We start from the raw sequence: 23,560 nt of genomic DNA on the forward strand, positions 1-23,560 counted from the left end.
GTGAGGTGAAAGTCTCATGCACGGTTTGGAGCGGGGGAAAATCTGGAGATGACCTCAAAAGATTACCTATCGCTATCAGGCTTTCAGTTCTGCAGGAAAAAGACGAGGTTTCGCAGATACTAGAGGAACTCTCTTTTTTGAGATTGCACGCTTCGCACATATTTTGCGACCTAGCATTTTATTCCTTGAAAACGTCAAAGGATTGCTCAACCATAATGGCGGAGCTACGTTTGAAACAATACTCAGAACACTGGATGAACTGGGGTATGACGTGGCATGGCAAGTGCTTAACAGCAAGGATTTTGTCCCGCAAAACCGAGAACGTGTCTTTATTGTCGGACATTTTAGAGAGTCAGGTGCCAGAAAGTTTTTACCTCTCACAGGAGAAGAAAAATCAGTTGATCAAAAATCAGCAAAAATCAATATAGCTGGGACGACAAATAAACGCAATAACTTAAATACAAATTTTCGAGAACGAACCTATTATACTAACGGGTTAATGGGAACTTTAACGGCTACTGATTATAAAATGCCAAAACAAATTGTAGTCGGAAATGTAAATCCTAGTGGGGATGGTATGAATGGTCAGGTTAGTAGTATAGAGGGGATCGCTCCAACTCTTACGACAAACAAAGGAGAAGGAAATAAGATAGCGATTCCTATAATATCTCCAGATAAAGATGAAGTTCGACAGAATGGTCGAAGAATAAAAAATAATGGAGAAGAAATGTTCACACTTACCGCACAAGATCGCCACGGAATCATAGTAGAAGGAAAGATTGATGGACGTTATCGATCAGCGGTCAGTGTCTATTCTCCTGAAGGGATTTGTCCAACGTTAAATACCATGCAAGGAGGTGGGCAACAGCCGAAAATTGTTGTGAATGAAATACGCAATAATGCGGATGAGGACCCAAATAATTTACCACAGAGAGATTTTCAGGTTCGTAAATTAACACCTTTAGAGTGCTGGAGGCTACAATCGTTTCCGGATTGGGCATTTCTAGCAGCCAAATTCGGCAGCAAACAAGTTGCACAAAGAATTTTGGTTGAACGTATGGATCATTATAACTCTCCCTTTGAGCAGAAGGTTTCTGACAGCCAACTATATAAACAAGCAGGAAATAGTGTGACAGTAGATGTGATCTACTTTATTGCGAAGCATTTCCACCTTTCATAGTCGTTTAAGCAGACTCAACAGGGAACAGCTACCCTGTATAGTAAACGTATCAAGACTTGACTAAACCATTAGATTCAGGCCTGAATCATAGAGGAGAAACCTATGATTCAAAAAGATACGATTTACTTTGAAGATTGCTTAGAAGGAATGAAAAAAATTCCGGATCGATCGATACGATCATTTGCGACTTGCCATATGGAACTACTGCTTGTTCCTGGGATACTATTTTGCCCTGGGAAGAATTGTGGTCACAATACTTGCGTGTAGTCAAAAAGAATAGTGCGATCGTTTTGTTTGGCGCAGAACCATTTTCTACACAGTTACGTATGAGTAACTTTAAACGATAATAAATCATAAATCGAAATATCAAACTCTTGACTTATACACCTTAAATGAGTATAATAGGTGTATAAAGAGGAGGGGTTAGATGTCAACAAAAGAAAGATTGAACGTTAATTTGGATTCTGAATTGAAGAAGAATACAGCAGAAACATTAGAAGCTTTAGGACTTGATTTTACAACCGCCATTAATATCTATTTCAAACAAATAGTTAGTAAGCAAAAAATTCCTTTTGAAATCTCTGCTCCAAAATATTTCTCTGCCGAAGAGGTTATGGGAAAGAATTGGAGAGAAGACTTAGATAGCATTGAGGACGAGTGGGAATGAGTTACAAAATAAAATACACTTCTGCTTCAAAAAAAGATTATGAAAAACTAGACAATAGTCAAAAATTGCAAATAAGGAAGTCTTTAAAAAAAATTGAGGAATTTGGATTAGACACTGGGCAACCTCTTAGAGGAAAACTGGCAGATTGTAAAAAAATGAAACATAAAAAATTAGGTTTGCGAGTGATATTCAAACAGTCTGACTTAGGAATTGAAATAATTGAAATTGTAGTGATCGGCAAACGGAACGAAAAAGAAGTCTACAGGGAAGCAGAAAAAAGATTAGGTAGATAGAAATAAACTATCATTAATTTACAAAGGGGGTCAGAAACGTTTAAGTTTTTGATCCTTTTTTACTTATTTTATAGTTCTTTCAGCTATTTACTTAATTAGGCTTAGTAAGAAATTTACCTAAAGTCCAACAGAGTATACTCTATTGGGTTCTTACCAACTATTTAAACGAGCTTAATTAAGTCAACTCTCCATGAACAATTAACTTAATCAAACTTTAGTTTTCCGCCTTTGAGAAGGGTTGCTCTGAAAAATAGTGAATGCGTTATTTGACTGAATCTAGATTTCGTAACGATTTATGACCAAAAAATATTTTCTAAATTATATGGATCAATCAAAAGTATCCAGAGAAAAAATTGCTGTACGCTCTTTTTAATGATTCTTTTTTTATATTTGTTTTTCTAAATTTGCATGTCGAAGTGAAAATTTCGATTATTTATTTTGGTGAGAATCTTGTAATATAAGAGATGCAAATAAGGCTTCAAGTTGATCCTTATTTTGTTTAATGATTTGTATCAAAAACCTTCGTTTTTTAGAATTTATATTCGCTATTTATATTCTGAAATAGAAAGACTAATTTAATAACTTTTTTAAGACATTTGATTCTATCGAATGTCTTTTTTTTTGTCTCCTTAAAAACGAAGATTTTTGAGACATCTAAGAATATAGGGGGAGGGATATGAAACACCAAAAAAGATACATACTAAGTATGGGTATGTTACTGATTCAAGTATATGTACCACTAGTAGTTTATGGGACAGAAGTACGCTCTGTGGAAACAGAAGGTACGATTGGTTTTACTGGCATATATGAAACACCAGGAACACCAGATCCAGCACCGGAAGGTGCGATCAAACCAGATTTACCAAAAGAAATTGCTCAACACCCCTCAGGGGTCAGTCACCCAACAGCCAGAAGATTACCGAAAACAAACGAGGAAAAGATGCGCATTTGGTCAATGTTTGGTCTCTTGCTTGTCATCATAGTACTTGGCTTTTGGTTTTGGCGGCACAAAAAGAAAAAAACAAATAAAAGAAAGTAGGATTTAAATACATGGAATTTGTTAGATTAGTAACCATTGCAGCATTAAGCTCAACCATTTTTGTTGGAGGAATCACAGCCTTCGCAGCTGAACCACCCGAGGAAACATCAAAAGAAGTACGTAATGTCACTACGGATGGAACGATTGAATTTACACCAAATGAAGAGGAAGACCTAGTCGTTATTCCACCAGAAGATGGGCCAGATGTAGACATTGAGCCTGAAGTGCCAGGAACGACCGGACCTTTATCGATCATGAAAGCTGTCACGATGAATTTCGGTCCACAAGTGATCTCGAATCAGGATCAAACCTACAATATGATTGCAGAAAAGCAACAAAAAGCGGGTACGACGGGTGAAGAAAATAAAGTCCCTTATGTCAGTTTTGCGCAAGTACAAGATGTCCGAGGAACGAATGCTGGTTGGGACCTGCAAGTACGTATGACCGACTTTAAAGCAACGAAAGAAACAGTCAATGATACCTTGCTTGGGGCAGAGATTTCATTGGTAAGCCCAAGAATTCAGTATGAAGGAAGCACGGCTGGAAATGCACCAGTAGCTCATACAAGTGGATTGAAATTGATCCCAAATGCTTCTGCTGTATCCGTGATGACCGCAGAAAAAGATAAAGGTGCTGGTGTTTCTTCCGTTGTTTGGGGCAATCAAGCAGACTTAAACGCACAAGAAGCGGACGATAAGGTTGACGTGGTGACAAATAATGCGATCCAATTATTTGTTCCTGGTAAGACAGCGAAAGATGCGGCACAATACAAATCCACACTAACTTGGGAATTATCCAATATACCTGATAATAATGAAGATATTGATAAATCAGGTGAAAATGGCGCCGTATAGTTTTGACGAAACCGAGGGTTTCAGCTGATAGAAGTGAACGGTGTAGCGTTACAATTTTGTAGCGCTACTTTCTTTAAAGAAAGGAGTAAATGAATGAAACAAGCAAGTACATATCGAAAAAATAAAATCCAACAAGCAGGGCTAGTATTGCTTATGGTGTTCGTCAGTTTGTTGGCACCAATGCGCGTAGGGGCAGAAGAAGGAACCTTAAATTTTTATGTGACACCGGAATTCTCAGATAATCAAACAGCAGGTAACAAACGTTACTTTCAGTTAACCCTTGCGCCAGATACGACAGAAAAACTAACGTTGAAACTACAAAACGCAAACGCAGAAGCAAAGAAAATCAAAATCACGCCACATACTGCTTATACGAACGTGATGGGGGTTGTAGAATACGGGCAAGACGCGGAAAAAGCAGATCCAACACTCAAGCATTCGCTTGCTGAATTGATCGAACATCCCGAAATCATCGAGCTTGGTGGTAACGAAACGAAAACAGTGACACTTGATCTGAAGATGCCTAAAGAAGCCTTCGAAGGCTTCTTAGCGGGTGGCTTACGAATCGAAGAAGTCAAAGAAGACACAACGGAAGAAACAAGCGACGAAGAAGGGGTCGCCATCCAAAATGAGTTTGCCTATATCATCGGTGTGGTGGTGAGTAATAACCAAGACGCCGTGCAACCTGATTTAGAGTTGGTAGATGTTTTTGCCGATCAACTCAACTATCGTAATGTCATCAGTGCGAATATACAAAACTTCACCCCAACATTCGTGAATCGCTTAGAAGTTGAAGCCACGGTACAAAAAGTGGGGGAAGAAGAAATTTTATACCAAGCCAGTCAAGAACAGATGCAAATGGCGCCAAACTCCAATTTCAATTTTCCGATTTCTTTAGAAGGCGATCGTTTTCGCAGTGGTGAATATTTGTTGAAAATGACGGCACGCTCTGGGGAAGAGGAATGGCAATGGGAACGGAAATTTACCATTGATGCGGATGAAGCGAGAGCATTGAATCAACAAGATGTCACGATTGATACGAGTCTCAATTGGTGGATGATCGTCGCTATACTTTTATTGCTATTTTTAGTAAGCTATTTTCTTTTTATTTTTTATAAAAAGAAAAAAATGAGAAAGAACAACCGAAATGAGAGGTGGCAAGACATTGAATAGAAAACTAAGTGACTTATTCAGTATCTTGGTAATTACCATGCTACTCTTACAAATAAGTTTTAATCAAGTAGAAATGGTTGATGCAGATACGCAATCTAGTAATGATGTAGAACCTGTTGAGACATTTAATGCAGAGCAAAATAGTTTATTAAATACAGTTAGCGCAAGAGCAAATTTAGAAAACAATGGAGAAGAGATTCAAGAATTTTCATTTGAGGTAAAATCATTCCGGACTGTAATTGGTCAACCCACTACTTTCAAATTTACTAGTAAATTGCCTTCGAATGAAGTATTGATCCGAATTCCTGAAAACGGAAAAATTATAGAAAATCAGTTTTCTAATGGAGAATCAATTCACCATTCTCATGGTGAATATTGGAGTCTATCTACTAACGATGAACAGAAATCTTTTGAAGTATCCGTTCTTTTTGAAATTCCTGGAAACTACTTTCTTACGCTTGATAACGATGCAGATCATGTCTATGTGGAAGTACAGGATTCTCCTTCAGTAATGAGAACGGAGAAACTCAACGAGTTAGAAGAAGCTGAAATAATTAATCAATCAGAAGAGATGACCGAACAAAATAATACAAAAGACAGTATTAATAATTCAACAACTATTCAACCGGTGATTGCTGTAGAAGAAAACTTATCTATACCAGAAGAATTGATTGTAATAGAAGAAGAACGTATTTTGGAAGAAACAAGAGATATTCAAAATCGATCTATTAGCAGTGTAAATAATTGGAGCCAATTTAGAAGCGCATGGAACTCTTCTACTGTCACGATAATAATTCTTGGTAATATATCTTTTTCTAGTTCCATTTTAGGAGATTCTCTTAATACAAGATTATCATCCATAACACTTAATGGAGGGACTCTTAATTTTCAGAACTCCGGATATAGTTTAGTAATGAGTGGTGTAGCAGGTCTAACTATAACTTCTACAGGACTAACTGATGAGCCAGCTCTAATTGGAAGAGATTCTCGTACAGCTCCCCTCATTATTCATAATGGAAGTGGGCTAATAGAAATTAATCATGCAAATATTACTATGTCAACTGGTACGGCAGGCTCTATAATATCTGGTCAGAATATAAATTTAAATGGAGCTATACAGATTAGAGCTGACACAGCTGGCGGAGCTAGTGCAACAGTGCGTGCGACAGGAATAGAGTTGGTTCGGAATGGTACTCTGAAAATCATACCTATTAGTAATCAATATGGATGGATTCTATCATCCACTAATTCTGGTTTAAGACCGGTTCTTTCAACTGCTGGGAGTACAATAATTATTCAAGCAAATAGGTTCTCTATGGTAGAATCAAGGAATGGAGTGTTTTTAGGTTTAAATTCTTGGAATAGTATAGATGTCATGCTTAGTGGATTAAATGGAGCGACTGTTGTGAATAGCAATAGTAATCCAAATGATTTTAATGAAAGGTATCTTACTACGTTTAATGACCGTCGATATACCGGTATGGTCTTTAATGCTAGTGGTAGTGGATGGGTCACACCTCCTGTTTCTTACAATCTCTCTTTACAAGCTAATCCCGATGTTGGAGGAAATCCGAGTGCAACAAACACAACACTAACGCAAGGAAGTACGACAACATTAAACGCAAATCCCAACAGTGGTTATCGCTTTGTACGCTGGGAAGTTGTATCAGGGACTGGGGCGAATATCGCAAACGCAACTTCAGCTACCACTACCTTCACGATGGGGAGCGCAAACACGACAGTACGTGCTGTATATGAAGAAATCACCTACAATTTGACCCTTGAAGCCAGTCCGAGTGATGGGGGAAATCCGAGTGCAGAGGCTAGTACTTTAGCTCAAGGAAGCACAACAACATTAAACGCAAATCCCAACAGTGGTTATCACTTTGTACGCTGGGAAGTTGTGTCAGGGACTGGGACAAATATCGTAAACACAACTTCAGCTACTACTACCTTCATGATGGGAAGTACAGATACGACGGTTCAAGCTGTTTATGAAACAATTACCCAAGTCTCACCAGTCGATCCTTTGGATCCAGAAGTCGAAGTGGACCCAGAAAATAAACCAGATTTGCCTGAAGGTCAAGGGCTGTTGAGTATTGACTTTGTTTCGCAATTCAACTTTGGGTTACAAGCTATTTCTGCTCGTGATCAAACGTATTATGCTCAACCACAACGTTTAATGAATGAAGATGGAGTAGTTAGCGAGAAAGAAGAACGACCAAACTTTGTGCAGATCAGTGATCGACGCCCAGAATCTGAGCGTAACGGCTGGGAATTAGCAGTGACACAAAAAGAACAATTTAAAGGAAAAGAAAACCAAGTATTGAATGGCGCTAGTATAACTCTATCAAACCAACAAGTTGTTACTGCTCAAGGGAAAACTGCTCCAGAACTTCAATCTGTCCATTCCCTAATACCTGGAAATCGCCAAACATTGATCAAAGCTCAAGGTAGTGAAGGAATGGGAACTTGGATCTACCGGTTTGGTGATGCAGAGACGGCAAAAGAGAGTGTTGCACTCAATGTTCCAAAGGGGGCGAATCCAGAAGCAACTAGTTATTCGACAAAGTTGACGTGGGAATTAAGTGCAGTTCCTTACAATTAGAAAAGAATACCGTTTTTTCTCTAGTTTTATCTTTAGAATCTCTGATAAATCAAATTTTTATCCAGAATGATGATCTACAATACTGTATATAGATCAATAAAAAAGTAGAAAATTTTATCAAATCAATCAGAAATGAAGGAAAAGGGCAAGAGAAAGGAGCACACAACATGAACCCATCTCTAACGAAAGATGAATATATGCGTCAATTTCAAGAAAATATACCACAAGATAAAAGAAAATCAGAAGAACTGAATGTTTATCTGGCACAACAGTTCGAACAACTTGACCAATTGACAAGCACAATTTCACCAGAAAACTTTTGGGAAAATCTTCCTATAGTTCTAGGAATTGACGCAAAATTAAGTCTAATCACCGAGCTAATTCATTATGACTATAATAAATTACCAATAAATGAAATCTTACGAATTGTTGAGAAAGATTATCGCACGTACTTCAAGGAACTTTGTGGGAATAATTTAAGTACAAATAATTACTATTCGATGGTATACAATCTGAAATGAAAATAGGCTAAAAAATTGTCCAGAAAAAACTTTCTGGGCAATTTTTTTTTGTATACTTTAGAAAACTCATTTTCCATCATAAAATCCCTTAAATAATTTATGTTCAGTTAATCAATACATTCAAGAGATAATATGGGTCCAACAAGGTATACCCCAATGTCATTAAGTTAAGACAAAAAAACAAATAATAGTCTCAAGTATATCGCTTTTTTCTTATTAACTTGACTAATTTTATATTTTCGAGCAACACAATAAAACGTCCTATATGGTATAGTCCGATTTATAATATTAGGCAATACGATATAAAAAACCAACAAATTTCTTTTTTGTTATATTTCTCTGGTTACTCCGATTCTGGCGTACGGGGAGGAAATATCTTCTTATCAAAATTTCTACATTGACGGTTTGATCAAGAAAAAATCTTTTACAAATGCCTATAGCTTGTGTGAAATTAAGCTGATAGAACTGCTTTAAAGGAGCTGATAACGCCACTACCTGAGCAATTTCCATTGAAAAGTTGTATATAATGAGACGAGCGTAAATTTCTTGAATAATAAACTCTAGTTTCTTTGAGTGGAATTGGTTTAAACCTAAGGCATATTTTAATTCTCTAAAGGAAGTTTCAATTCCCCAGCGTAAGTGATAAAGTACTTTTAAATCTTCGCTTTTAAAAGTGAAGGAATCAAGATTCGTGACTAAAGATTCATAACTATCCTCACTCAACTTAATCCGAACGACTCTGAGACTAACGGGATAGCTTTCTTTTGAATCGGATGGGAGATAATCAAAGCTGGCTTTTTTACGCACAAATTGATAGCTCTTGTCAGTTTTGATTTTATTTGTCTGTCTTCTTGTTAACCAAAGGTTAACCTCTTTATCAAATGTTCCTTTTTGAGGTAATCCAAGTCCTTTAAGAAAGCCATTACTTTTGGTATCTTTTACTCGAATTACGAATTTTTGACCACTTTTTCTAATATGTTCGTACACGTTAAATGACTCATGACCACGATCTGCAATAATAATTGTTGGCTTTTCAAAAGTAAACTCATCAACCATTTGGCACAAACTGCTCCGTTCGTCTAGCTGTCTAATTTTTTGGAAGTTTACCGATGCATAGTATTTATTTAATGGGTCATATAAAGCATTGAGATGAAAAGATCCTACAGATTTATCAAACTTTCCGATGGTGTAATGGGATTCAGGATCGTTTTCATCATAAGGAATATTAATATCGGAGCCATCATGAGCCAATAGTTGGTACCCTTTATATTGCTTGTTTTGATTATTTGAAGGAATGGTTCGGTAGAAGAGTTGTTTGAAAGCTTCAATCTTTATTTTACTTCGAGCCTGTACAAATGCGGAAGCCGTTGGCGTTTGAAGTGTAAAATCAAAGTAAGAGAGTAATTCACTAGAAAGACTTTGTCCACCGAAAGAGAGAATAATTTTGAGAGTTTTCTCAAAAGATAACTTTCTGTTTCGTGAAAAATCAAGCGGAGATTGAGCAAAAATTTCAGGTTGATTTGTAATACCGCGAATTTGATCTTCTAAATTTTGTTTGATTTTATGAGCTGCTTGAAGTGTGGATGAAATGTTGATAGTATTAGACATAAGGGCACCTCCAGAATAAGTAGCGCTATGACGTTTTATTATTGTTAAAATAATTGTATCAAGAGAGTGTCCTTTTACATAGAAAAAATAAAGCAGGGAAACTTAAATGTTTTCCTGCTTTTTGCCTTAAATTAATGACATTGGGGTATACTCTATTGGGTTCCTACCAACTATTTAAACGAGCTTAATTAAGTCAACTCTCCATGAACAATTAACTTAATCAAACTTTAGTTTTCCACCTTTTAGAAGGGTTGCTCTGAAAAATAGTGAATGCGTTATTTGACTGAATCTAGATTTCGTAACGATTTATGACCAAAAAATATTTTCTAAATTACATGGATCAATCAAAAGTATCCAGAGAAAAAATTGCTGTACGCTCTTTTTAATGATTCTTTTTTAATATTCGTTTTTCTAAATTTGCATACCGAAGTGAAAATTTCGATTATTTATTTTGGTGAGAATCTTGTAATATAAGAGATGCAAATAAGGCTTCAAGTTGATCCTTATTTTGTTTAATGATTTGCATCAAAAACCATCGTTTTTTAGAATTTATATTCGCTATTTATATTCTGAAATAGAAAGACTAATTTAATAACTTTTTTAAGACATTTGATTCTATCGAATGTCTTTTTTTTTGTCTCCTTAAAAACGATGAATTTTGAGAAGAACATTAAAGGAGGAGGGAATATGCGAAAAACGGTCGGCCAAATAATCGTTCTATGTTTCCTAATAATAGCGATGCAGTTTCCGTTGCTGGTTTACGGTACACAGGTCCAATCCGTTGAGTCAGAAGGATCGATTGGATTTACCGGGGCCTATGAACCAATCGGTCCGCCAGACCCACCACCTAGCACTAGCCCACAAAAGCCAGACGGTACTTTGCCGAAAACCAATATGATTGATAGCTCACTTGGACTATGGATCGGCAGTTTCTTAGTGGGTAGCGTTTTATTAGCCTTAGGGTACAAAAGAAGAAAAGCAACACAAAAAACAATTAAATGAAAGTAGGAATTTAAGAATGAAATTTATCCGGTTAGCAACTGTAGCTGCATTATCAACAACCATTTTTGCCGGAGGCGTACAAGCCTTCGCCGAAGAAACTGTTCAAGAGAAGGAAACACAAGAAGTTCGCAAAACAACCACTGAGGGTCAAATCACCTTCACGCCAGGAAATGATGACACAGTCGTTGATCCTGGACCGGATGGTCCTGATGTAACTATTCCGCCAGTCACTGGTCCTGATGGAGAAAACAAAGGACCTTTAACAATCACAACTGTGCCAACAATGAACTTCGGTTCACAAATTATCTCAACTACAGATGAGCATTACAATATGGTCGCTGAAAGACAACAAAAAACAGGAACAACCGGTGAAGAAAATAAAGTTCCTTATGTAAGTTTGGCACAAGTCCAAGACACCCGCGGTACCAATGAAGGATGGGAATTAAGTGTAAGTTTAACAGAATTTGAAGCACCTACGGATACATTAAACAAGGTATTAAAAGGCGCAAAAATCACGTTATTCGATCCGGCCCTACGCTACAGTATCGATGATGCAGCTCAAGCACCGAGCATTCATGCAAGTGGATTGGAATTGATTCCAAATAATGATGCCGTACCGATTATGACGGCAGCTAACCAAAAAGGTGCTGGTACCTCGACGGCTGTTTGGGGAGATCATGATGCGATTGCAAAACAAGTAGAAGATGGCGCAGCTGTTGTAGAGAATGAAGCGATTCAATTATTCGTTCCTGGTTCGACTGCTAAAGATGCGGTAACGTATACCTCTACCTTGACATGGGAATTAGAACTAACACCTGAAAATGACCTTTAAGAAGTAACAATTTCCATGTTCCATTAGTCACTAGCAGCGTTACAGATCTCTGTGGCGCTGCTTTTTTTAGAAAGGATTAAAAAAATGAGACACAAACAAATTACGCAAAGCGGGCTGTGGCTCCTAGTGATACTTTTCCTTTTCTTGCCCATTTCAGCCCAAGCTGAAGAGACGGCCTTAAATACACATGTCACCCCGCTTTTTCCCGAAAGTCAAGTCGATGAAGGTAAAGGGTATTATGAGCTATTACTCGCTCCTGGTCAAAAAGAGACCTTGCAGCTGAAAGTCGGTAATTCCAGTTCAGAACCAATCAATGTCCAGGTGACACCGCATACGGCGTATACCAATACTTTGGGAAATGTCGAGTATGGCAAAGATGCCGAAGAAGCAGATCCAACCTTGGTTCACTCCATGGATGAACTGATGACTCCTTCGGAGGTCATTACACTCGCAGGAAAAGAAACAAAGGTCATAGACATTCCTTTACAGATGCCTAAAGACGCCTTTGAAGGGTATTTAGCTGGTGGTTTAAGGATCACCGAAGTAAAAGAAGAGGAAGAAAGTGAAGCACCAGAAGGAGAAGGGGTCGCGATCAAGAATGAATTTGCCCATGTGGTAGGTGTGGTCGTCAGTAATACCCGAGACTCGGTGCAACCGGAGTTGGAACTATTAGATGTGTTTGCGGATCAATTGAACTATCGCAATGTGATCAGTGCCACGCTACAAAACTTCACGCCCACCTTTGTCAATCAATTGGCGGTGGAAGCTACCGTGAAACGAGCAGGAGAGAGCGACGTTCTCTATAAGGCCAGTAAAGAGAAGATGCAGATGGCGCCCAATTCGAATTTTAACTTTCCGATTTCTTTAGAGGGAGATCGTTTTCGAAGTGGGAACTACGTGTTAGAACTAACCGCAAAGTCGGGAGACAATGAATGGTCCTGGACGCGAGAATTTACAATTGAAGCGGATGAAGCACGGAAATTGAACCGAGAAGATGTGACGATTGACACGAGCACCAATTGGTGGATGATAGGATCAATCGGCCTAATTAGTCTTTTGGTGGGACTTGTTTTTTATTTGATCTTAAAGAGGAAAAAGCATGAAATATGATTGTCATAAAAGCCGGAGATATTAACGGAGGTATATAATGAGAAAAAATGGATACAGAACCATAGTATATATTTGCCTTGCTTTTTTGTGTTTCCAATTAATTTTTTTACCGAATAGTGCAGTCTATTCTGCACATACACAAAATAAACTAGTAGATAATCAAACTACCTTATCACAAACTATTTCCTCTACTGTGTCACCAACATTAGAGTCGATGGAGCCAAACATAAAAGCTATGTCACAGACACGGCAACAAGATGAAGCAATTCAAACCTTCTCATTCGTTGCAAAAACATTTACAACTTCAGTCTCCCAGCCAGTCACTATCAGGTTTAACAGTACTCTTCCATCAGATGAAGTAATAATAAGAGTTCCTGATGAAGGGGAGGTGCTGGAATCTGAATTACCCCAAGGGGCACGGATAGAGCGCTCTCACGGTGAATACTGGCGGCTCATAACAGCAGAGAAACATACAACTTTTACTCTAACTGTTGTGTTCGTTACCCCAGGTGATTATTTCCTTACGGTTGATCATGATACGGATCATTTCTATTTGAAAGTAATGGAAGAGATAAATAATAACTCTCTTGAGCCGGCAATCGAAGTAGATATCGCAGAGGAAAGGGATTTCATAAAGGTCGATGAAGAATTAAAAATATTACAACCTCTCCTCGCCTCAGAAGAAAATTTGGTCATCTCCGAAGATATTATTAATGTAGAAGAAGAACGAATTTTAGAAGCAACACGAGATGAAATAAATCGATCTGTGAGCAACGTGAGCAGCTGGTCACAATTTCGTTCGGCTTGGAATAGTTCATCAACAACAGTGATTCAATTGAATGGTTATGTTAGATATAGTTCAGGATTGTTTAATAGCTTGAATTCACGATCCAGTAGCGTAATAATCATAGGAAGAGAGGGTACCTGGGGTCGAGGCCTATTAAGTATGGGAAATAGTTCTGAAAGACTAGCAATGTCTGGAGATGGAATGCTAACAATTCAAAATACACTGCTTGATGGGGCAATAGGCAGTACGGTAATTACTCATTCGGGTTCAGGAAAAGTTGTGGTCAATTCGTCACAGGTAGAACAATCAGTAGCAGCACAAAATATTTTACTTGAGTCTGGTGGGCAACTGGCATCATATGTGGAATTAGCTAGTAACGGTACATTAGAAATTTATAGTAGGGAATCTACAGGGGTGACAGGCATACGTGCTCCTGTAAATGATGGTGCTCTCAAATTAATCGGATCGAACCATGACATCTATATAAAAGGTAAAGAACTTATGTTGCAAGATCGCTTTCACAGTCCGATAACAAGATTAACCTGGGAAGAGGTAGATATCCATTTCAAAGGTTCTTCTGAGATTATATCGGCTGTGACTATCCCAGATGATTTTACTAACCGTTATCCGGGTAGACTGACCAGCCAAGCAAGTATTATATTAAATGCGCGATCGAGTGGAGGATGGGTAGACCCTCCTCTACCTAATGGGGAAGTTATGGTCACGTATTCAGATTTGCAAGGAAACAGTCTATTAGAAAATGAAATATTAAGCGGACCTATCGGGGAAACTTACAAAACTCAACCAGTAGATATTCCAGGATACCTACTGGTAGACACTCCTGAAAATGAAATTGGTATATTTACAGTTGAACCAATTATTGTTAATTACGTCTATGATATACAAAAGGAAATTAAACCGGTAGATCCACTAGATCCTGACAAAGAGGTTGATCCAGAAAACCCACCTGAGCTTCCTGAAGAACAAGGGACACTGAGTATTGATTTTGCGTCACGCTTTTCATTTGGAACCCAAGGCATTTCTGCGCAGACCAAGCGCTATTATGCACAACCCCAACGCTTGTTGAATCTGGATGGAACCGTCAATGATGCCGAAGAACGACCGAATTATATCCAAGTCAGTGATCGCCGCCCAGAAGAAGAGCGCCATGGCTGGCAATTAGCGGTCACACAAAACAGTCAGTTTACGGATTTTCACAAAAACGAACTAAGAGGTGCACGTTTGATGTTGACCAACCAACAATTTTCATCCGTCCAGGGAATGGGTGAACCGATGCTACAAAATCAAGATGGCGTGGTCTTGATCCCAGAAGAAAATACCCCCCTTGTGCGCGCACAAGACGGCCAAGGCTTTGGAACGTGGGTCTATCGTTTTGGTGATCGAGAAAGTGCAGGAGAAAGTGTTGCCCTTGAAGTGCCGCCAACGGCGGATCCAAGAACAACCACCTATCAAACGACCCTCACCTGGGAATTAAGTGCTGTCCCTGATAATTAGCCGAAAAAGAAAAGGGCTGCGGCTCTTTTCTTTTTCTTCATAGAAAGGAAAGAAAAAACGCGGCAGGCATTATTTCATCAGTTGATCTTTACGGTCAAAACCAAGCGCTGATTAATTTTGTTGGAACCCTTAGAAGAACAAGTCATAGCCCAGAATCTAATCGGACAAATCGGATTGGGCCGACGAACGATCCTAGAGGATCGGAAGGCGATCAAGGGCTATTTTAGGGAATCGATCCAATTGATTGGGAATGGGAAAGGCTATCATTTTTTGCTTCTTGACCCAAAGGGGTAGGTATTATTATAGGAGGAAACAGTAGCTTAAAACGTTGTTGGCCAAGCATTATGAATTCAAACTCAAGTCTATAACATTCAATTAAGTGGGAAAGAAGCTGGGATCTACTAGTTTCTCTATGATTTTTGTTTCACTTTGCCCTTAGAATCTGGATACTACGCTGTTCAATCAATGACTGAAACTGCCCCAACTTTGGGTCCATCAAGGCTATTTTCTACCGGATCAAGGCATAAACAGAAGTCCTACAAGCAGCGTTGGTTCAGACGTTGGATTAACAAGTGAACATTGTACTTTCAGATACAGAAAAAGTTGCGTTGTTTTTACTTTCTCTAGATGAAAGTCAATTTCTGAATCCTTCGATACAACAAGACTTTATCCAAGCATTTTACCAACAAAGGAGCGCTAGTACGTGGGCTTATCATCTATTTGATAACTTACTTTGTTTGATGGAGAAATTCTTCCAACTGGCACCTCTTGAAGAAAAGCCGCAAGAAGAACGTACTGCTAATGCGCTCATGCCCCACTTTTTGGCGCAGAAAAAGCGATACAGTGAGACCATCGTCCCTTCTTATGATTTGGTTGGTCTTTTCGCCTTGAAGTGTTGGATCAAAATAAAGATAGAAGCTGTGAGGAAAGAAAGGGGCCTTCACTTCACCAATAGTGCATTGATGGAACGACCAGGGGTTATTCGCCATATCAAGGTAACGAACCAAAACCAACAAATGAGACCGACTGGAGACATTGAATTGCCACAATTTCCTGCCAAAAACGCGATTCGATGTATTTTGTCCGATTACTTTTAACGAGTAAACATATAGTAGAACAGGAACCAAGTGAAAAGTGAGGGATAGGTATGCGTGAATTACAAATTGCTTTTATTACCAATGCTGAGATTCGACGTTGGATGCGAATCTTGACTATTATTGAACGAGAACACCACTTTACAATCGTGGCCTTGAGTGAACGCTTGATGATCTCGCAGCGAACGATGGTCAAAGATGTTCAAGCAATCAAAAGTTACTTTGGGAAGACCATTGAATTGCTTTCACTGTATAACGGTTTTCATTTTGACGAACGTGACCGGGTAGGATACCAAGAAAAGAAAGAACAACTGTTAGAGAACGAAGTTCTCCTTGATATTGTCGGGACGATTTTTTACGGAGAGCCTATCGCATTAGCTGACTTGGCACACCAGTACAGTTATGCCGAAAGTACGTTGCGTCGGTTTTTAGTGAAAATTGAACCGATCTTAGCTGAATATAATCTAACATTGACCCTTACCCCCGTGAATTTTGTAGGGGAAGAAGCCGACATCCGCAAGTTTTTTTTTGATTTTTATTACAGCAGTGAACAGACCCCCTTTACGATTCGTCCGCCCGAAGGGCTGCATGCATTGGTTCTGGATGAACTATCTAGCAAGCTGGGGGATTATGAGCTGGGGACAGGGACGACCGTTTCTGCTTTTTATTACCATCTTTATATCACGATGGTTCGTGTCAAACAACATCAGTTTATTTCATTGCCTAAGTGGTTGAAGAACGTCGATTATCAGGAAAAAGATTTTCAGCTACTTTATTCTTTACAAGCGAGGATCCATGAGGAATATGAGATCTATCTGCCAAAGGAAGAATTCGCTTGGGTCCATCTATCGATCATTTCCAAGCGAACGATTCATCGAGTAGATCAAGAACATACATTCAGTCAACGATTCAATCAGTGGGATGGCCTTGAACAAGTGGTATCAGATTATCTGTCGGATCCCTTCTTTGCACAATGGGATACCGACACGTTAGGGGAATTTATGACGTCGTTTTTAGTCTCACGTCTGATCAATGAAGCGTTAAGTCCGGTATTGAATAAAGAGTTAGAAGAAGTCCGTATCATGGCCAAGCAAACCTATGGACAGATCCATGAGATCAATTCCTGCTTCTTACAAAAGCATGCACAGACACTTCGCTTTTCAGCAGTGACCTTTGAAGATGTGGCCGTCAGTTTTACGTTATACATGGATATGTTGTTTCATTATTACCAACCCGTCAAGCAGGTTTTGTTTTTACTGGAAGGAGATTATTTGGTGGTGCAATCGATTCGACTGCAGGCCCAGGAGCTCTTAGGTAAGCATTACAATTTACTCTTTCTTCCACTGCAGGAATTGACGCAGGAAAGCTTGAATGATGCGCAAATTGATCTGATTGTCACCAACTACCGACCGTACCTTTTGGATTACGCACTGGAAACCGAGTATATCTTGATGAATAGTCTTCCGACGGCGCAAGACTGGACACGGGTCAAACATCGATTGAATCCATTGATCGACCGGATTGTTTTTTAAAAGAAAGAAGGAAAAGAAGCATGACAGGATTTACGACAAAGGAGGCCTATTTACAGGGCTTTCATAAAACTTTTGAAGCAGCAGGAAAACGAAAAAGCCCAGTCCTAAAGGACTATTTACACAGGCAAACGGACCGATTGGAGACCCTCATAGCACAAATCTCTCAAGATAATTTTTGGCAAGTCTGGCCAGAGATCTTAGGGATCGATGCGAAGCTGGGAATTGTTTCGGAAGTGCTTGTCTTTGATAATTTTTCGGATGAGGCCATTATTCGAATGGTTGAAACGGATTACCGCACCTATTTCAAAGAATTATGCGGATATGATCTCAGTATGGAACCGAAACATTCCATAATTTTCAATGTTCTATGATTGTTTAATGGGTAGATCGTCCAAATTATTACGAAAAAGATTTTGTAGAGTGTTCAAAAAATTACATTTTGAACACTCTTTTTGATAAGTATTGTTCCAGAAAAAAATTTTTCAACTCTATAAACACGACTAAATAATCTTTTAGTGAAAAATGTGAGTAAAGCTTCTTGTTCAGATAGGGGTATGATCAAAATTAAAAGTTATTGCTTCTTATTTATTGTTCTTTTAGCAGTTAACGTAATTAGGTTCAGTAAGATATTTTCCTAGAGACCAACAGAGTATACCCCAATGTCATTAAGTTAAGGAAAAAAGCAGGAAAACATTTAAGTTTCCCTGCTTTATTTTTTCTATGTAAAAGGACACTCTCTTGATACAATTATTTTAACAATAATAAAACGTCATAGCGCTACTTATTCTGGAGGTGCCCTTATGTCTAATACCATCAACATTTCATCCACACTTCAAGCAGCTCATAAAATCAAACAAAATTTAGAAGATCAAATTCGCTGTATTACAAATCAACCTGAAATTTTTGCTCAATCTCCGCTTGATTTTTCACGAAATAGAAAATTATCTTTTGAGACCACTCTCAAAATTATTCTCTCTTTCGGTGGACAAAGTCTTTCTAGTGAATTACTCTCTTACTTTGATTTTACACTTCAAACGCCAACTGCTTCCGCATTTGTACAGGCTCGAAGTAAAATAAAGATTGAAGCTTTCAAACAACTCTTCTACCGAACCATTCCTTCAAGTAACCAAAACAAGCAATATAAAGGGTACCAACTATTGGCTCATGATGGCTCCGATATTAATATTCCTTATGATGAAAACGATCCTGAATCCCATTACACCATCGGAAAGTTTGATAAATCTGTAGGATCTTTTCATCTCAATGCTTTATATGACCCATTAAATAAATACTATGCATCGGTAAACTTCCAAAAAATTAGACAGCTAGACGAACGGAGCAGTTTGTGTCAAATGGTTGATGAGTTTACTTTTGAAAAGCCGACAATTATTATTGCAGATCGTGGTCATGAGTCATTTAACGTGTACGAACATATTAGAAAAAGTGGTCAAAAATTCGTAATTCGAGTAAAAGATACCAAAAGTAATGGCTTTCTTAAAGGACTTGGATTACCTCAAAAAGGAACATTTGATAAAGAGGTTAACCTTTGGTTAACAAGAAGACAGACCAATAAAATCAAAGCTGACAAAAGCTATCAATTTGTGCGTAAAAAAGCCAGCTTTGATTATCTCCCATCCGATTCAAAAGAAAGCTATCCCGTTAGTCTCAGAGTCGTTCGGATTAAGTTGAGTGAGGATAGTTATGAATCTTTAGTCACGAATCTTGATTCCTTCACTTTTAAAAGCGAAGATTTAAAAGTACTTTATCACTTACGCTGGGGAATTGAAACTTCCTTTAGAGAATTAAAATATGCCTTAGGTTTAAACCAATTCCACTCAAAGAAACTAGAGTTTATTATTCAAGAAATTTACGCTCGTCTCATTATATACAACTTTTCAATGGAAATTGCTCAGGTAGTGGCGTTATCAGCTCCTTTAAAGCAGTTCTATCAGCTTAATTTCACACAAGCTATAGGCATTTGTAAAAGATTTTTTCTTGATCAAACCGTCAATGTAGAAATTTTGATAAGAAGATATCTCCTCCCCATACGACAGAATCGGAGTGACCAGAGAAATATAACAAAAAAGAAATTTGTTGGTTTTTTATATCGTATTGCCTAATATTATAAATCGGACTATACCATATAGGACGTTTTTTTGTGTTGCTTAAAAATATAAAATTGGTCAAGTTAATAAGAAAAAAGCGATATACTTGAGACTATTATTTACTTTTTTGCCTTAACTTAATGACATTGGAGTATACCCTGTTGGTCTTTTTACTTATTCTTGATGTAATTGAGTTTCTAAGGCTCTTTGTCAATAAGGACTGATGAGTTGTGCAAAATCAAATCTGGGTCAGAATGAACCTCATTCTGGCTCAGATTTTTTGTTATCTTACTTTGATTAATTGATTGATCAAAAAGATTCTAATTCTCATGTTCTCGAATGATTTAAATCCGTAGGATACTCGTTTCATTGTCTTTATGTGGGTATTCTTCGCTTCTATTTTTCCATTGGAATAAGGATAGATCATTGCGTTGGTGATGCCTTCTTCATAGGTCAGAAGGTTTTGAAGCTTTTCCCGAAAGCTGTCATCCAACGTTTCGGGAAGTTCTGCTAATAAGGAGAAAAATAAGTCAGGGTCTTTGTCTCGAAAGGCTTCAACTAATTCATGAAAAAAGGGATACGCCTCCTTTAGGGGCGTAGAAAACTCAAGCAATCGATCAATCATCATTGCTTCAGTAAGAAATGGGTATTTTGGTGCTCGGAAACTTTTCCATGTTTTGTATTCATAATGGTTGATGTTTGCACGATTTTTTAGCAAAAAGCGCCAGTTCTTTTTCAGTTTTTCTGCCTGGCTTTTCTGTCCTGCTTTACGAAGTTCATTCATTTCACGGATACGCAACTCATTGAACGCTTGATTCATGTGTTTGACAATATGAAACCGATCAATCACTATTTTCGCATTTGGCAGAACACGTTTGGTGAGCTGGAAGTAGGCGGCGTTCATGTCTGTCACCAAGAATTCTACTTCTTCTGGATTGGTACACTTTAAGAAATAGCTTGTTAATCGAGGTAATTTACGCGTAGGCAAAACATCTATTAATTTTCCTGTTTCGCCATCTGCGCAAATAAAGCTCATTTTATCTTCTATGGAAGCATGCGAACGAAATTCATCAACCATCAATACTCTTGGGAGAATCTTCTTAGATTGCTTTGGTAAATAGCTTTTAAACTCTTTCAATGTACGAATAACAGTGGTCAAAGATACCTGACAGCTTTTCGCAATAAAAGATAAAGATACTTTTTCAGTCAGTAAAGAAGCAATTTTATATCTAACATGATTTGCGATTGAATGTCTGGATTGGACAAAATAACTTTGAGCAGTCCAATGGGTTCGGCAGTTTTTACAGGTATAGCGCTGCTTTTTTAGGCGCATAACCAAAGGCATATGATTGTATTGTTCAAAACGGACAATCGTTTCTTTTTTTCCATTTTTCACTATAATTGCTTTCCCGTTTCCATCTACCACAGTAGAACCACAACTTCTACAAGCACGAGGAGTAGGCGAGAGAACAGCATCGACGACCAACGTCTTTTTCTTCTGAAGGGTCTCGTAAGAGACCTCTGTAATCATCAAATCTTTCTCTATTATTCTCAGCATTTTTTTGATAGAATCATTCATATAGCATATCGTCCTCTCAGTTGTTTATTTTGTGGTGATTTAATCATACTAGAGAACGATATGTTTTTTAATACCTAAAATGAAAATGGGACTGAAGAATCAATTCTGATTCATCAGTCCCATAAATTATAGAGCCGTTTCTAATAGGTCAACAGAGTTGGGCAACAGTTTTTTTTAAAGGAAGTAATTTTTTGATTTTAGATGAGAATTTTTCTATTAATCCAGATAAATCATTAGTAATATTTTATAATTCTGTATATAAAAAGAGAAAGCTTTTTGAAGAAATTAGAGAAGACAACTTTCTTTGATACAGATGAATTATTTTGAGGAAATGAGGATATAGGAATTATGTTAAATTAGAAGAATAAAATAAATCGCTAGCTTTTTTACAGAATCTAATTTTTCTATTTAGGGTACATTGTAAATAGACATATTTAAGGAATCAGAATAATTAACATTTATCAACAGAACCTACAAATAAATATTTTATGGAATTTAAATGAGATAATAAAAGAAAACAAATTTTTCACTATTGTCTGAAAAAATTGTTTTCTTTTAAAAATATAAAATGTTATACTATTACAAATTAAATGCTTATATAATAGTATGTTTTTGCTAAAAAAATATCAAAAACCTTCGTTTTTAAGAATGTTAATATGTTATTTATCTTCTTTGATAGGAAGCCTAATTTAATCACTTTTTCAAGACATCTGATACGATCGGATGTCTTTTTTTTTCGTCTCCTTAAAAACGAAGATTTTTGAGACATCTAAAAATATAGGGGGAGGGATATGAAACACCAAAAAAGATACATACTAAGTATGGGTATGTTACTGATTCAAGTATATGTACCACTAGTAGTTTATGGGACAGAAGTACGCTCTGTGGAAACAGAAGGTACGATTGGTTTTACTGGCATATATGAAACACCAGGAACACCAGATCCAGCACCGGAAGGTGCGATCAAACCAGATTTACCAAAAGAAATTGCTCAACACCCCTCAGGGGTCAGTCACCCAACAGCCAGAAGATTACCGAAAACAAACGAGGAAAAGATGCGCATTTGGTCAATGTTTGGTCTCTTGCTTGTCATCATAGTACTTGGCTTTTGGTTTTGGCGGCACAAAAAGAAAAAAACAAATAAAAGAAAGTAGGATTTAAATACATGGAATTCGTTAGATTAGTAACCATTGCAGCATTAAGCTCAACCATTTTTGTTGGAGGAATCACAGCCTTCGCAGCTGAACTACCCGAGGAAACATCAAAAGAAGTACGTAATGTCACTACGGATGGAACGATTGAATTTACACCAAATGAAGAGGAAGACCTAGTCGTTATTCCACCAGAAGATGGGCCAGATGTAGACGTTGAGCCTGAAGTGCCAGGAACGACCGGACCTTTATCGATCATGAAAGCTGTCACGATGAATTTCGGTCCACAAGTGATCTCGAATCAGGATCAAACCTACAATATGATTGCAGAAAAGCAACAAAAAGCGGGTACGACGGGTGAAGAAAATAAAGTCCCTTATGTCAGTTTTGCGCAAGTACAAGATGTCCGAGGAACGAATGCTGGTTGGGACCTGCAAGTACGTATGACCGACTTTAAAGCAACGAAAGAAACAGTCAATGATACCTTGCTTGGGGCAGAGATTTCATTGTTAAGCCCAAGAATTCAGTATGAAGGAAGTACCCCTGGGAATACGCCAGTAGCTCATACAAGTGGATTGAAATTGATCCCAAATGCTTCTGCTGTATCCGTGATGACCGCAGAAAAAGATAAAGGTGCTGGTGTTTCTTCCGTTGTTTGGGGCAATCAAGCAGACTTAAACGCACAAGAAGCGGACGATAAGGTTGACGTGGTGACAAATAATGCGATCCAATTATTTGTTCCTGGTAAGACAGCGAAAGATGCGGCACAATACAAATCCACACTAACTTGGGAATTATCCAATATACCTGATAATAATGAAGATATTGATAAATCAGGTGAAAATGGCGCCGTATAGTTTTGACGAAACCGAGGGTTTCAGCTGATAGAAGTGAACGGTGTAGCGTTACA

22 protein-coding genes are annotated in these 23,560 nt (G+C 37.9%); 20 read left to right on the forward strand and 2 right to left on the reverse strand.

The features are described from left to right. The first annotated feature begins 61 nt into the window (after window positions 1-61). From dcm to IGJ99_RS14825, 9 genes are all read left to right on the forward strand, one after another. Window positions 62-1,180, forward strand: a complete 1,119-nt coding sequence (gene dcm / locus IGJ99_RS14785; protein WP_438770960.1) for a DNA (cytosine-5-)-methyltransferase — start codon at window positions 62-64, stop codon at window positions 1,178-1,180. Window positions 1,181-1,314: 134 nt separating this feature from the next. Then, window positions 1,315-1,527, forward strand: coding sequence for a hypothetical protein (locus IGJ99_RS14790; RefSeq protein ID WP_248299604.1), 213 nt, complete (start codon window positions 1,315-1,317; stop codon window positions 1,525-1,527). An 80-nt stretch (window positions 1,528-1,607) separates the two neighbouring features. After that, window positions 1,608-1,847, forward strand: coding sequence for a type II toxin-antitoxin system RelB/DinJ family antitoxin (locus tag IGJ99_RS14795; protein WP_074802062.1), 240 nt, complete (start codon window positions 1,608-1,610; stop codon window positions 1,845-1,847). Next, window positions 1,844-2,140 carry a type II toxin-antitoxin system RelE family toxin gene (locus IGJ99_RS14800; protein WP_074802064.1) on the forward strand — a complete coding sequence of 99 codons (297 nt, stop codon included), beginning with the start codon at window positions 1,844-1,846 and terminating at the stop codon, window positions 2,138-2,140. The genes IGJ99_RS14795 and IGJ99_RS14800 overlap by 4 nt, the downstream gene beginning before the upstream one ends. Before the next feature lie 676 nt (window positions 2,141-2,816). Continuing rightward, window positions 2,817-3,179: an LPXTG cell wall anchor domain-containing protein gene (locus IGJ99_RS14805; RefSeq protein ID WP_438749110.1), complete on the forward strand. Its 363-nt coding sequence runs from the start codon at window positions 2,817-2,819 to the stop codon at window positions 3,177-3,179. Window positions 3,180-3,190: 11 nt separating this feature from the next. Next, a complete protein-coding gene (locus IGJ99_RS14810) occupies window positions 3,191-4,033 on the forward strand; it encodes a WxL domain-containing protein (protein ID WP_438749051.1) in 843 nt (280 codons plus the stop codon). Between the two features lie 93 nt (window positions 4,034-4,126). Next, window positions 4,127-5,206, forward strand: coding sequence for a DUF916 and DUF3324 domain-containing protein (locus IGJ99_RS14815; RefSeq protein ID WP_438749114.1), 1,080 nt, complete (start codon window positions 4,127-4,129; stop codon window positions 5,204-5,206). Next, complete coding sequence (locus IGJ99_RS14820; RefSeq protein WP_438770957.1) at window positions 5,181-7,814, forward strand: WxL domain-containing protein; 2,634 nt, start codon at window positions 5,181-5,183, stop codon at window positions 7,812-7,814. The genes IGJ99_RS14815 and IGJ99_RS14820 overlap by 26 nt, the downstream gene beginning before the upstream one ends. Before the next feature lie 167 nt (window positions 7,815-7,981). Continuing rightward, on the forward strand, window positions 7,982-8,335 hold the full coding sequence (locus IGJ99_RS14825; RefSeq protein WP_023523770.1) for a DUF7006 family protein: 354 nt from the start codon (window positions 7,982-7,984) through the stop codon (window positions 8,333-8,335). 288 nt (window positions 8,336-8,623) lie between these two features. Here IGJ99_RS14825 and IGJ99_RS14830 read toward each other — a convergent pair whose 3' ends face one another. Then, window positions 8,624-9,943 carry an IS4 family transposase gene (locus IGJ99_RS14830; RefSeq protein WP_438770958.1) on the reverse strand — a complete coding sequence of 440 codons (1,320 nt, stop codon included), beginning with the start codon at window positions 9,941-9,943 and terminating at the stop codon, window positions 8,624-8,626. A 687-nt stretch (window positions 9,944-10,630) separates the two neighbouring features. Between IGJ99_RS14830 and IGJ99_RS14835 the strand changes: the two genes are divergently transcribed. From IGJ99_RS14835 to IGJ99_RS14875, 9 genes are all read left to right on the forward strand, one after another. After that, entirely contained in the window at window positions 10,631-10,945 is a 315-nt protein-coding gene (locus tag IGJ99_RS14835; RefSeq protein WP_347082644.1) for an LPXTG cell wall anchor domain-containing protein, read from the forward strand. A gap of 16 nt (window positions 10,946-10,961) precedes the next feature. Then, entirely contained in the window at window positions 10,962-11,777 is an 816-nt protein-coding gene (locus IGJ99_RS14840) for a WxL domain-containing protein (RefSeq protein WP_438749041.1), read from the forward strand. Window positions 11,778-11,861: 84 nt separating this feature from the next. Further along, entirely contained in the window at window positions 11,862-12,887 is a 1,026-nt protein-coding gene (locus tag IGJ99_RS14845; protein ID WP_438749039.1) for a DUF916 and DUF3324 domain-containing protein, read from the forward strand. 37 nt (window positions 12,888-12,924) lie between these two features. Then, window positions 12,925-15,189: a WxL domain-containing protein gene (locus IGJ99_RS14850; RefSeq protein WP_347082690.1), complete on the forward strand. Its 2,265-nt coding sequence runs from the start codon at window positions 12,925-12,927 to the stop codon at window positions 15,187-15,189. Between the two features lie 120 nt (window positions 15,190-15,309). Further along, window positions 15,310-15,483 (forward strand): hypothetical protein, encoded by a 174-nt coding sequence (locus IGJ99_RS14855; protein WP_347082692.1) that lies wholly within the window; start codon window positions 15,310-15,312, stop codon window positions 15,481-15,483. 278 nt (window positions 15,484-15,761) lie between these two features. Then, window positions 15,762-16,286 (forward strand): hypothetical protein, encoded by a 525-nt coding sequence (locus IGJ99_RS14860; protein ID WP_347082694.1) that lies wholly within the window; start codon window positions 15,762-15,764, stop codon window positions 16,284-16,286. Between the two features lie 50 nt (window positions 16,287-16,336). Further along, window positions 16,337-17,815, forward strand: coding sequence for a helix-turn-helix domain-containing protein (locus tag IGJ99_RS14865; protein WP_438753825.1), 1,479 nt, complete (start codon window positions 16,337-16,339; stop codon window positions 17,813-17,815). A gap of 20 nt (window positions 17,816-17,835) precedes the next feature. Continuing rightward, the gene (locus IGJ99_RS14870) at window positions 17,836-18,186 is read left to right on the forward strand and encodes a DUF7006 family protein (RefSeq protein ID WP_438770944.1); all 351 of its coding nucleotides are present in this window, start codon (window positions 17,836-17,838) and stop codon (window positions 18,184-18,186) included. Between the two features lie 429 nt (window positions 18,187-18,615). After that, on the forward strand, window positions 18,616-19,935 hold the full coding sequence (locus IGJ99_RS14875; protein ID WP_347082699.1) for an IS4 family transposase: 1,320 nt from the start codon (window positions 18,616-18,618) through the stop codon (window positions 19,933-19,935). Window positions 19,936-20,203: 268 nt separating this feature from the next. Here the strand turns inward: IGJ99_RS14875 and IGJ99_RS14880 are convergent, their stop codons facing one another. Continuing rightward, window positions 20,204-21,499, reverse strand: coding sequence for an ISL3-like element ISEfa11 family transposase (locus IGJ99_RS14880; RefSeq protein WP_010734358.1), 1,296 nt, complete (start codon window positions 21,497-21,499; stop codon window positions 20,204-20,206). Window positions 21,500-22,290: 791 nt separating this feature from the next. Here IGJ99_RS14880 and IGJ99_RS14885 point away from each other — a divergent pair. Both IGJ99_RS14885 and IGJ99_RS14890 read left to right on the forward strand, forming a co-directional pair. After that, the gene (locus tag IGJ99_RS14885; RefSeq protein ID WP_438749110.1) at window positions 22,291-22,653 is read left to right on the forward strand and encodes an LPXTG cell wall anchor domain-containing protein; all 363 of its coding nucleotides are present in this window, start codon (window positions 22,291-22,293) and stop codon (window positions 22,651-22,653) included. A gap of 11 nt (window positions 22,654-22,664) precedes the next feature. Continuing rightward, window positions 22,665-23,507: a WxL domain-containing protein gene (locus IGJ99_RS14890; protein WP_438749108.1), complete on the forward strand. Its 843-nt coding sequence runs from the start codon at window positions 22,665-22,667 to the stop codon at window positions 23,505-23,507. Window positions 23,508-23,560: the final 53 nt, after the last annotated feature.

This window comes from Enterococcus sp. AZ095b (genome assembly GCF_051714725.1).
Taxonomy (GTDB): Bacteria; Bacillota; Bacilli; order Lactobacillales; family Enterococcaceae; genus Enterococcus_B; species Enterococcus_B pernyi.